Origin of the sequence: Nocardioides fonticola (genome assembly GCF_039536805.1) — a bacterium.
GTDB lineage: Bacteria > Actinomycetota > Actinomycetes > Propionibacteriales > Nocardioidaceae > Nocardioides > Nocardioides fonticola.
Window position 1 is genome coordinate 158,863 of the sequence record NZ_BAAAZH010000036.1, and the last position, 11,072, is coordinate 169,934.

General features: G+C 73.5%; 11 protein-coding genes. 7 read left to right on the forward strand and 4 right to left on the reverse strand.

Annotated features, from left to right (window positions below):
- Positions 1-10 precede the first annotated feature (10 nt).
- The gene (trpS, locus tag ABD671_RS21775) at positions 11-991 is read right to left on the reverse strand and encodes a tryptophan--tRNA ligase (protein WP_344735622.1); all 981 of its coding nucleotides are present in this window, start codon (positions 989-991) and stop codon (positions 11-13) included.
- Positions 992-1,167: 176 nt separating this feature from the next.
- Here trpS and ABD671_RS21780 point away from each other — a divergent pair, with 176 nt between their 5' ends.
- The 5 genes from ABD671_RS21780 to ABD671_RS21800 all read left to right on the forward strand — a co-directional run bounded on the left by ABD671_RS21780 (position 1,168) and on the right by ABD671_RS21800 (position 5,397).
- Entirely contained in the window at positions 1,168-2,355 is a 1,188-nt protein-coding gene (locus ABD671_RS21780; protein ID WP_344735623.1) for an acetoin utilization protein AcuC, read from the forward strand.
- Positions 2,356-2,565: 210 nt separating this feature from the next.
- Positions 2,566-2,769 (forward strand): helix-turn-helix domain-containing protein, encoded by a 204-nt coding sequence (locus ABD671_RS21785; RefSeq protein ID WP_344735624.1) that lies wholly within the window; start codon positions 2,566-2,568, stop codon positions 2,767-2,769.
- A 131-nt stretch (positions 2,770-2,900) separates the two neighbouring features.
- Positions 2,901-3,002 carry a 30S ribosomal protein bS22 gene (locus ABD671_RS21790; protein WP_008356322.1) on the forward strand — a complete coding sequence of 34 codons (102 nt, stop codon included), beginning with the start codon at positions 2,901-2,903 and terminating at the stop codon, positions 3,000-3,002.
- A gap of 42 nt (positions 3,003-3,044) precedes the next feature.
- On the forward strand, positions 3,045-4,133 hold the full coding sequence (locus tag ABD671_RS21795) for an NAD-dependent epimerase/dehydratase family protein (protein ID WP_344735625.1): 1,089 nt from the start codon (positions 3,045-3,047) through the stop codon (positions 4,131-4,133).
- Positions 4,126-5,397, forward strand: a complete 1,272-nt coding sequence (locus ABD671_RS21800) for a lysophospholipid acyltransferase family protein (RefSeq protein ID WP_344735627.1) — start codon at positions 4,126-4,128, stop codon at positions 5,395-5,397. The genes ABD671_RS21795 and ABD671_RS21800 overlap by 8 nt, the downstream gene beginning before the upstream one ends.
- Before the next feature lie 82 nt (positions 5,398-5,479).
- On the opposite strand, the gene ABD671_RS21805 is transcribed toward ABD671_RS21800, so the two are convergent.
- The 3 genes from ABD671_RS21805 to ABD671_RS21815 all read right to left on the reverse strand — a co-directional run bounded on the left by ABD671_RS21805 (position 5,480) and on the right by ABD671_RS21815 (position 8,718).
- Entirely contained in the window at positions 5,480-6,658 is a 1,179-nt protein-coding gene (locus tag ABD671_RS21805) for a DUF5667 domain-containing protein (protein ID WP_344735628.1), read from the reverse strand.
- A gap of 121 nt (positions 6,659-6,779) precedes the next feature.
- The gene (locus tag ABD671_RS21810) at positions 6,780-7,604 is read right to left on the reverse strand and encodes a sigma-70 family RNA polymerase sigma factor (protein ID WP_344735630.1); all 825 of its coding nucleotides are present in this window, start codon (positions 7,602-7,604) and stop codon (positions 6,780-6,782) included.
- 232 nt (positions 7,605-7,836) lie between these two features.
- Entirely contained in the window at positions 7,837-8,718 is an 882-nt protein-coding gene (locus ABD671_RS21815; protein WP_344735631.1) for an HAD family hydrolase, read from the reverse strand.
- 241 nt (positions 8,719-8,959) lie between these two features.
- Here ABD671_RS21815 and ABD671_RS21820 point away from each other — a divergent pair, with 241 nt between their 5' ends.
- A complete protein-coding gene (locus ABD671_RS21820) occupies positions 8,960-10,564 on the forward strand; it encodes a class I adenylate-forming enzyme family protein (protein WP_344735632.1) in 1,605 nt (534 codons plus the stop codon).
- A 2-nt stretch (positions 10,565-10,566) separates the two neighbouring features.
- A complete protein-coding gene (locus tag ABD671_RS21825; protein ID WP_344735633.1) occupies positions 10,567-10,818 on the forward strand; it encodes a glutaredoxin family protein in 252 nt (83 codons plus the stop codon).
- Positions 10,819-11,072: the final 254 nt, after the last annotated feature.

Consider the following 11,072-nt stretch of genomic DNA (forward strand, 5'->3'; position numbering starts at 1 on the left):
CCCGGGGGCCTCACAGCCCGATCGCGGTGGACGCCGCCGCGAGCACCGGAGCGGTCACCTCACGGCAGCGTGCCTCGCCCGCTGCGAACACGGCCTCCACGTGCCCAGGGTCGGCCGCGAGCTCCGCGTAGCGACGCTGCACGGGCTCCAGAGTGGCCACCACCGCATCGGTCACCGACCGCTTGAGGGCGCCGTAGGTGGTGATGCCCGCGGCGTCCCCGCCGCACGCGGCCAGGATCTCCAGCAGGTTGGTCACGCCGGGCTTGGTCGCGCGGTCGGCACGGACGGCGTCCGGCCCGACGTCCCCGTCGGTCACCGCCCGCGCGATCGTGCGACGCACCACCTCGGGCGGATCGAGCAGGCCGATCACGCCGGCCCCGCGCCCGTGCGCGGCGTCGCTCTTGCTCATCTTCCGCGTCGGGTCGGCCAGGTCCATCACGCGCGCCCCGGCCTTCGGCACGACGAGCTCCGGCACCGTGAAGACCGGGCCGTACCGCGCGTTGAACCGCAGTGCCAGATCGCGGGTCAGCTCCACGTGCTGGCGCTGGTCGTCGCCCACCGGCACCCGGTCGGGCCGGTAGAGCAGGATGTCGGCGGCCATGAGCACCGGATAGGTGAACAGCGAGGCCCGGGCCACCGGCAGGCCGTCGCCGCGGTGGGCGCGGGCCTTCTCGCGGAACTGGATCATCCGCCCCAGCTCGCCCGTGCCCGCCACCGACTCCAGCAGCTGCGCGAGGACGGCGTGGGCCGGCACCCGCGACTGCCGGAAGAGTGTGGCGCCGTCGAGGCCGGCGGCGAGCAGACAGGTCGCCAGCTCCCGGGTCCGTTCGCGCAGGACGGCCGGATCGTGCTCGACGGTCAGGGCATGCAGGTCGGCGACGCCGTAGAAGCAGTCGGCCCCCGCGACGGCGTCCCGCATCGGACGCAGAGCGCCGAGCAGGTTGCCCAGGGTGAGCGAGCCGCTGGGGGTGAGCAGGGAGAGGGAACGCATCGGAACTCCTGAGGACGGGCCGCTCAGGGCGGACCGGTCGTGGTCCCGACATGCGTCGGCCGCCCTGGGGGCGGCCGATGGATGGGTGGTGTGATCCGGGCAGGGGCCGCCGTCAGGCGGGCCACCAGCACATGGACGAACGTCGCAGGATCACGCGAGCAGGTTAGCGTCATCACGTGAACGCGTGCACGGGGCCGGCGGCGGTCGTCTTCGATCCGGCCCTCACCGAGTACGACCTCGGTCCGCAGCACCCGATGTCGCCGGTGCGCATCGCGCTCACGATGCGTCTGGCCGACGCCCTGGGGGTGACCGGGGTCGGTGCACTGCCGATCATCGCCGCCCCCATGGCCGACGACGACCTGGTCGCCACCGTGCACCGCCCCCAGCTCATCGAGGCGGTCGCGCGCGCCGGGCGCGGGGGAGTCGCCGATCTCGGCTTCGGCATCGGCTCCGAGGACACCCCGGTCTTCCCCCGCATGCACGAGGCGTCGGCGCACGTCGTGGGCGCCACCGTCGAGGCGTGCCGTCGCGTGTGGAGCGGCGAGGTCCAGCACGCCGCCAACATCACCGGCGGCCTGCACCACGCGATGCCCGATCGCGTGAGCGGCTTCTGCGTCTACAACGACGTCGCCGTCGGCATCCGGTGGCTGCTCGACCACGGGGCGCAGCGGGTGGCCTACGTCGACGTCGACGTGCACCACGGCGACGGCGTCGAGCGGGTCTTCTGGGACGACCCCCGCGTGCTCACGATCAGCCTGCACGAGACCGGCCAGCTGCTCTTCCCGGGCACCGGGTTCCCCGCCGACCTCGGCGGCCCCGACGCGCTCGGCTCGGCGGTCAACGTCGCGCTCCCGCCCGGCACCGGGGACGCCGGGTGGCTGCGCGCGTTCCATGCCGTCGTCCCGCCCCTGCTGCGCGAGTTCGCGCCCGACGTCCTGGTCACCCAGCACGGCTGCGACTCCCACGCCGACGACCCGCTGGCCCACCTCTCCCTGACCGTCGACGGCCAGCGCGCCGCCCAGGTCGCCCTCCACGACCTCGCGCACGAGGTCGCCGGCGGCCGGTGGGTCGCCACCGGGGGCGGGGGCTACGAGATCGTCGGCGTCGTCCCCCGCACGTGGGCGCACCTGCTCGCGATCGTCGGCGGCGCCCCGGTCGATCCGGCGGCCGCCGTGCCCGAGGAGTGGCGCGAGCACGTGCAGCGCGCCTACGCGCGGGTCGCCCCGCTGCGGATGGGCGACGGCCGCACCCCGGAGCACCGCCCGTGGGAGGACGGCTTCGACGACTCCTCGTGGCTGGATCGGATGATCCACGAGACCCGGATGGCCGTCTTCCCGCTGCACGGGCTCGATCCGTGGCCCTGAGCCGTGGCCTTGAGCCTGGCTATCCAGCCACCGCTCTAGGCCACTGCACTCTCGTCGGGGGAAAATCAAGGGGACACGCCGGGTACTAGGACTGAAGTTCTGTTCACCTCTTCCCCATCCGTCACACCAGGCCCTATTCTCACGACTACGTGGCCGCTGGCGCGTCGGTGGGGAAGCCGATGCACGTGCCGCACAGAAAGTCGGTGCCCCATGGCGAACCCTCCCGGAGACATCTCCGACGCGAAGTTCCTCACCATCGCGGAGGTCGCGGCGATGATGCGTGTCTCCAAGATGACCGTCTACCGCCTGGTGCACGGCGGCGACCTGCCGGCCGTGCGCGTCGGCCGCTCCTTCCGCGTCCGCGAGGAGGACGCCAACGAGTACATCCGGCGCAGCTTCTACAACGCCGGCTGAGCTCCGCGTCCGCTCCCTGAGCGCACCCGCCCCGATTCTCCGCGCCCCGCTGCGGCCGGATAGGCTGACCCGAGCCCTGCAGAGGGGCGTCCGGTCCGCACCCGGCGGTACCGTGCTTGGAAAGGTTCATCGTGGGTTCTGTCATCAAGAAGCGCCGCAAGCGCATGGCGAAGAAGAAGCACCGCAAGCTGCTGAAGAAGACGCGCGTGCAGCGTCGCAAGCTCGGCAAGTGAGCCTGCTCCGCCGCTGACGGATTCCGCATTGGGGAGCGCGTTATGGGCAGGGTCGTCCTCGTCACCGGGGTCTCCCGTGACCTCGGCCGGAAGTTCGCGCGCTCACTCGCTGCCGATCCGGGTGTCTCCCGGGTCATCGGCGTCGACGTCGTCCCCCCGCGGGGAGACGTCGGCGACGTCTCCTTCGTGCGTGCGGACATCCGCACGCCCGTCATCGCGAAGATCATCGCGAAGGAGGACGTCGACACCGTCGTCCACATGAGCATCATCGCCACCCCCGGCTCGGCCGGCGGGCGGAACACGATGAAGGAGCTCAACGTCATCGGCACCATGCAGCTCCTCGCGGCCTGCCAGCGTGCCGAGAGCGTGCAGCACCTGGTGGTGAAGTCGACCACCACGGTCTACGGCGCCAGCAACCGCGACCCCGCCATGTTCCGCGAGGACATGGAGCCGCGCCGCGCTCCGCGCAGCGGCTACGCCAAGGACATCGCCGAGATCGAGGGCTACGTGCGCGGCTTCGACCGCCGCCGTCCCGACGTCCGGGTCACCACGCTGCGCTGCGCGAACGTCATCGGGCCCAACGTGGTCAGCCCGATGACCTCCTACTTCCGCCTGCCGGTGCTGCCCACCGTGCTCGGCTACGACGCGCGGCTGCAGTTCCTCCACGAGCGCGACCTGTACGGCGTCCTCACCCACGCCGTCACCCACGACGTCCCCGGCACGTTCAACGTCGCCGGCGACGGCATCCTCATGCTCTCCCAGGCCGTCCGCCGCCTGCAGCGCCCTTCCGTGGCGCTCCCCGGTGTCGCGGTCGGCCGGGTGGGATCGCTGCTGAAGTCCGCCCGACTGGCCGACTTCAGCCCCGAGCAGTTGGCCTTCCTCACCTACGGGCGCGGCGTCGACACCACCCGCATGCGTCGCGTGCTGGGCTTCGAGCCGGCCCACGACACCGCCAGCGCCTTCGCCGACTTCGCCGCGCTGCTGCCGCCGACCGGCGGCCGCACCGAGCGTGCCCTGGGCCGTCTCGCGGCGGCCCTGCCCGACCCCGACGCCGTCGACGCCGCCGGCCAGCTCCTCGGGGGTCCGTCGTCCGCCGAGATCCGCGCCGAGGTGGGAGCAGACCATGGGTGACGCCGAGATCATCCCGATCGGCACGCGGGGGCGGCCCGGCCGCGGCACCGGCAAGGCGCCGTCCTCGGCCGCGCGCAGCCTGGCGCCGGGCGGCGCCGCCCGTCCGGCGCGCAAGGCCGCCGCACCCCAGAAGTCGCAGAAGCCGGCCGCCCGACCCGCTGCCGACCCGGTCGACCCGGTCGACTCGGGCGACCCGGTCCAGCAGCCCGGGTCGGTGGAGCCGACGACGGCGTCCGCCGAGCAGCGCGAGCCCGGTCCCGCGTCGGCGCCCCTGCTCGAGGCGGTCGGCTCCCCGGCTCCCGGCCCGTCGCACGCCGGCGCGGCGGGTGAGCGCCCGCCCGTGCTGACCACCGAGCGCGAGCCCCGCGGCGGCATCCCCACCGCCGACCTCCTGCACGCCTTCCAGGTGGCCGCACGCGAGCTCTTCGGCGAGGAGTGGGAGGTGCAGCTCGCCCGGTTCCTGGCGTTCCTGCGCCGCCGCATCACCGGCGACTACGAGGTCGACGAGTACGGCTTCGACGCCGAGGTGACCCAGCGGTTCTTCATGGCCGCCCTGCGTCCTCTCGCCCAGAAGTGGTTCCGCATCGAGGTGCGCGGCATCGAGAACATCCCCACCGACGGCGGCGCGCTGGTGGTCTCCAACCACTCCGGCACGATCCCGGTCGACGGCGTGATGACGATGGTGACCATCCACGACCACACCGGGCGGTTCCTGCGCCCGCTCGGCGCCGACCTCGTCTTCCGGATGCCCGTGGTCAGCACGCTGGCCCGCAAGGGCGGCGCCACGCTGGCCTGCAACGAGGACGCCGAACGCATGCTCACCGGCGGCGAGCTCGTCGGGGTGTGGCCCGAGGGGTTCAAGGGCATCGGCAAGCCGTACTCCCAGCGCTACAAGCTCCAGCGCTTCGGCCGCGGCGGCTTCGTCTCGGCCGCGATCCGCACCGGCGTCCCGATCATCCCGTTGTCGGTCGTCGGGGCCGAGGAGATCTACCCGCTGGTCGGCAACATCCCGTCGCTGGCGCGGCTGCTCGGCGTCCCCTACATCCCGATCACGCCGACGTTCCCGCTGCTCGGCCCGCTCGGCCTGGTGCCGCTGCCCTCGAAGTGGCTGATGGAGTTCGGCGAGCCGATCCGCACCGACGAGTTCGACGCCGGCGCCGCTGACGACCCCATGCTCGTCTTCAATGTCACCGACCAGGTGCGCGAGACGATCCAGCAGACCCTCTACAAGCTGCTGATGGACCGCGAGTCGGTCTTCCGCTGACCGGCTGGCGGCGCGGCCGAGCCGCCAGTGCCATCGGGGGCGTCGCCGCCGCCGATGATCATCGGGCCCGAGGGCCCTGCGATCACTTGCCCGAGCTGCCCTTCGCCGGCTGACCACCCAGGGTGCCGTCACCGTCGGGGTCGAGCAGGGTGCTGACGTCGTCGAGGACGCCGGTGAGCAGGTCGTCGTCGCTGCCGTTGCTCGCACCCGTGTGGCTGCCCGTGGTGCCGCCGTTGCCGAGCAGGGCGTCGCCGAGCTGGGTGAGGGCGTCGTCGGAGGACGGGGACGGCGTCGAGCTGCCCGAGGAGCCGCTCGAGGGGTCGAGGGCGCCCGGGTCGATGATCGGGGACGGCGTCGGCGTCGTGGCGGGCTCGTGGCGACGGCCCTTGCCGCCGACGCGGGTCACCGAGGCGCCGGAGTCGATGCTGTCGCTGCGCACGAGGGGGTCGACCTCGTCGGCGGCGCGGAGCATCCACTGCGGGAACCGGTCGATGCCGGCACCGTCGCAGGTCGGGCAGGCGCGGTGCGCGGCGGCGTCGATGCCGGCGAGCACGTTGGCGGCCTGGATGAGGGCCGCCCGGGCGCCTGCGGGGATCTCCGAGGCGAGCTGGTCGAGCAGGCCGAGGCTGCGCGCGGCGAAGGCCCGCAGCTCGAGGACCGAGGACTGGTCGCCGTCGGCGCCGAAGTCGGCCAGGAGCAGGTCGGAGGCCTGCGACGCCTGGGCGGCGAAGTCGGCCAGCGTCTGGGCGATCGTGTCGGGGTCGGCGTCGCCGGCACGGGCGAGGGCGTCGACCTCCTGGAGGCGGCCGGCCGCGTTGTGCAGCAGGGTCGAGCCCTTGTGGTCCTGGCCGAGGGAGACGGTCGTGTGGGCGTTCTCGATGACCCGCTTCAGCGGGTAGAGGACGTCGCCGGGCAGCGCGGACTGGGCGGCGACCGCCATCGAGGTGGTGGCGCCGACGATGGCCAGGCCGCCGATCGCGGCGGCGAGCCGACGGTCGCGGGCGGTGCGGCGCTGCGGGACGGTGAGTCGCTCGGCGAGGGAGGCCTCGACCGGGGACAGCTCGGTGGCCGCTGCGGCCATGAGCTGCGTGCGCAGCGAGGAGACGAACTCGGGACGGGCCTGGACGGGAGCGACCGAGCGCAGGGCGCCGACCAGGTCGAGGAGCTCGGCGTGACGACCGGCGGCGGCCGCGTCGGCGGCCCCGTTCACCAGGGCGTCGAACTCGTCGGCACGCTTGCGTGCCGAGTACACCGGGCTCATCGGGCGATCCTCCTGCTTCGAGCCGGACGTTCCGGCGTCATGGAGGAGAACGACCGGACGCGCGGGGAGGTTACGGCCTGACGCGGATCGAACATCCACATCTCGGTAACGGCGGTCGCGGTCATCGCAGGCCCTCCGGCATCAGCTTGGCCAGGTTGCGCACGCCGCGGAGCTGGAGCTGCTTGACCGCCCCGTCGGAGCGACCCAGCACGGTGGCGGTCTCGGCGATGCTCATGCCCTGGAGGAAGCGCATGACCAGGCAGTCGCGCTGCTCCTCGGGGAGCTGGGTGAGCGCCTGGAGGAGGATCTCGTTGGTCAGCCCCGCGAGGACGGCGGACTCGGGGCCCTCCGTCGCGTCGTCATGCTGGCCCATGTCCTCGGTGGTGAACTCCAGACGGGTGCGGCCGGCCTTGAAGTGGTCGGTCGCGAGGTTGCGGGCGATCGTCATCAGCCAGGCGCCGAAGTCCTTGCCCTGCCACCGGAAGCCCTGCATCGAGCGCAGCGCCCGGAAGAAGGTCTCGGAGGTGAGGTCCTCGGCCAGCACCGCGGAGCGGGTGCGGTAGAAGAGGAACCGGTAGACCGCGCCCTGGTAGTGGTCGTAGAGGAGACCGAACGCCTCGGCGTCGCCCTTGCGGGCCAGCTCGACCAGGGCGATCAGGCGGGTGCGCTCGGCCTCGGAGACCTCCGAGGACGCCGCGAGGTCGGCGTCGTCGAAGCCGTCGGGGCCCGGGGCACCGGGGTCGTCGAGGCTGGTCGGACCGGATCCGGTGGCGCCGCCCAGGCGGCCGCTGCTGTCGACGCCGCCCGGCGCCATCGCCTCGGTGAGCAGCCAGGAGCCGCGGGCGGACGTGGTGAGCCCCGCGGGCAGACCCGCGAGCTGGGGGCCGGCGACCTGCGGAAGGACCGAGGCGACAGCGACACGGAGGGCGTCCAGCCCGCGTGTCAAGCCCGTCGCACGGTCGTGCATCGTCGGCCCTCCCCCTTCGGCCCGGGCCCAGGTGTGGCCCGTAGCGCCCCATGCTAGGCCGGGGGGTGCCCCGCTGACCAAGAAACGTGGGAATTCCCTGTGCGAGCGGTCTGGAGGTCTGCGCGTCGGAGTGGACGACGCGGTGTCGGATGTGGAAGAGGGGGAGCCCGAGCCGTCGGGCACGAACTCGGAGCGCCCGCAGGGCCGGACCTCAGAGCCGGCGGCGTACGGCGACCCCGGCCGCGACCGCGCCCGAGACCGCTCCCGCCGCCGCGCTGGCCACCAGGCCGGCGCGGGCAGCCTTGCGGCCGGTGCGGTAGTCGCGGACCCGCCAGCCCTGCTCGCGGGCGTAGGCCCGGAGTTTGGCGTCGGGGTTGATCGCGCAGGGGTCGCCGACCAGGCCGAGCATCGGCAGGTCGTTGGCGGAGTCGGAGTAGGCCGAGCACTTGGCCAGGTCGAGTCCCTCGCGCGCTGCGAGCGCCTTGATCGCCTCGGCCTTCGCCGGCCCGTGGAGCATGTCGCCGACCAGACGACCGGTGTAGACGCCGTCGACGTGCTCGGAGACCGTGCCCATCGCCCCGGTGAGCCCGAGGCGGCGGGCGATGATCTGGGCGATCTCGATCGGGGCGGCCGTGACCAGCCAGACCCGCTGCCCCTGGTCAAGATGCAGCTGGGCGAGGGCGCGGGTGCCCGGCCAGATGCGGTGGGCCATGCCCTCGTCGAAGATCTCCTCGCCGAGCTCCTGGAGTTCGGTGACGGTGTGCCCGGCGATGAAGGCCAGGGCGGAGTTGCGCGCCTCGGCGACGTGCTCGGGGTCCTCGACCCCGACGATGCGGAAGTAGGCCTGCTTCCAGGCCGCGCCGAGGATGTCGCGGGTCGTGAAGAACTGCCGGCGGTGCAGGCCGCGGGCCAGATGGAAGATGCTCGCGCCCTGCATGATCGTGTTGTCGACGTCGAAGAACGCCGCCGACTCCGGGTCGACCGGATGGTCGAGCGCCGTCTCCACCTCGGCAGCGGCGGCCGCGGCCTCGCCGGCGAGTCGGGAGCGCTGGCGGAGGTCGGGCAGGCGGCGCCGCTCGGCCGGAGGTGTCACGCGTCTCACCCTAGTGGCGTGTGCACGAAATCTTTGGATGGTTGGCGCCGCCATGGCACGCACCTCGCAGCGTTGGCATCGCTCGCGTTACGCCCGGTAGCCCTTCGCGACGCCGCCTTGCGATGCACGCACCCTGACGACGCGAACCATCCCAGAACTTCGCACACACGCCACTAGTGCCCCGGCCGGACGCCGTCCCGGTCCCGCCACGCGGTCCGGGGCCGTGTGGAAGGATCCCGACATGGCCGGACCCGACGGCACCCTGACCAACCTCGCCGACCTCCTCGCGGTCGCCGCCCAGGAGGCGCCCGACGACGTCGCCCTGCTCGAGGTGGCCACCGCGACGCCGTCCGAACCGGTCCGCGCGATCACGTGGGCGCAGCTGGAGTCCGAGGTCGGCCGGGTCGCCACGGGCCTCGGCACCGCCGGCGTCGTGGCCGGCTACCGCGTGCTGGTGCTGCTCGGCAACCGTCCGGAGTTCGTCACGACCTATCTCGGGGTGCTGCGGGCCCAGGCGGTGGCCGTGCCGGTCAACCCGCGTGCCACGCCTGTCGAGGTCGCCCGGGTGCTGGCCGACTGCACGCCGCGCCTGGCGGTGGCCGAGGCCGCCACCGCGCCACTGCTGCGGGCCGCGATCGCCGAGCTCGAGCGCGACTACCCCGACGCCGTCCGGCCCCGCATCGTGCTCGTCGACGGCGCGCTCGAACCGGGGGAGCGGGCCTACGAGCAGCTGCGGGCCGACCCCGCGCGCGTCGTCCCGGCGATCGCCGACCCCGAGCGCACCGCCGCCCTGCTCTACACCAGCGGCACGACGGGCCGCCCGCGCGGCGCGATGCTGAGCCACCGTGCGCTGCTGGCCAACGTCGAGCAGCTCGCCTCGGCCGAGCCGCCGATGATCCGCTCCGACGACGTCGTCCTCGGCGTGCTCCCGCTCTTCCACGTCTACGGCCTCAACGCCGTGCTCGGCACCGTCATCCGGCTGCGGGCCCGGCTCGTGCTCGTCGACCGCTTCGACCCCGTCGGCACCCTCGACGTCGTCGCGGCGCACGGCTGCACGGTGCTGCCGCTCGCGCCGCCGGTCTTCGCCCAGTGGCGCGAGGTGCCCGATCTCGCCGCCCGCCTCGACGGCGTCCGTCTGGTGCTGTCGGGCTCGGCGCCCCTCTCGGCCGAGGTCGTCGCGGAGTTCACCGGCCGCACCGGGCTCGCGGTCCATCAGGGCTACGGCCTGACCGAGGCCTCGCCGGTGGTCACCAGCACGCTGTGCAGCGCCGACCCGGTGCCCGGGTCGGTGGGCGCGGCGCTCCCCGGCATCGAGGTCCGCCTCGTCGACGACACCGGCCGCGTGCTCGACCCGCGCGGCGAGGAGGCCGGCGAGGTGCAGGTGCGCGGGGCCAACCTCTTCAGCGGCTACTGGCCCACCGGCGCCGACGGCCCCGACGCCGAGGGCTGGTGGGGCACCGGCGACGTCGGCTTCCTCGACGACGGCGACCTCACCCTCGTCGACCGGCTCGGCGAGCTGATCATCGTCTCGGGCTTCAACGTCTATCCCGCCGAGGTCGAGGACGTCGTCCGCGAGGTGCCCGGGGTGGCCGAGGTGGCCGTCATCGGCGTGCCCGACGAGCAGACGGGCGAGGCCGTCGTGGCCTACGTGCGGCCGCTCGCCGGCAATGCGCCCTACGCCGTGGAGTCGGCGGTGCTCGCGCGCTGCGCGATCCGCCTGGCGCGGTTCAAGCGGCCCACCCGGGTCGAGGTGGTCGACGAGCTGCCGCTCACCGTCACCGGCAAGGTGCAGCGCGGGCGGCTGCGCGCCTACGAGCGGCGCCGTGCCACGGGGCTGTTGGAGTGAGCATGCCGGACGACGCGGCTCCCCGCGTGACCCTCTACTCCCGCCCCGGCTGCCACCTGTGCGAGGACGCGCGGGCGGTGATCGAGGCGGTGTGCGCGGAGCTGGGGGAGTCGTTCACCGAGATCTCGATCGACGACGACCCGGCGCTCACCGAGCGGTTCGGCCACGAGATCCCGGTGACCTTCGTCGACGGGCGCCAGCACGACTTCTGGCGGGTCAGCGCCGACCGCCTGCGGGCAGCGCTCCGCGGCTGAGCGGCAGCCCCGGCGGCCACCGCACCGCCCGCCCACCGGCGTCACCTCGATCGCGGCGGCGGCGGCCGTCACGTGGAACCCACCCCGCGGGACCCCCGCTCCACGTGGCGATGATCACGTGTGCTAGCGCTCCCGCGGCGGCCCCTCCGCCTCGGTTTGTTCTCACGTTCACAAACTCCTACAGTGAACGGCGCCGCGCGGCGATCCCGGGCCTTTCGGTCCCCGCCTGCCCGGCTGGTTATGGAGACGACGCA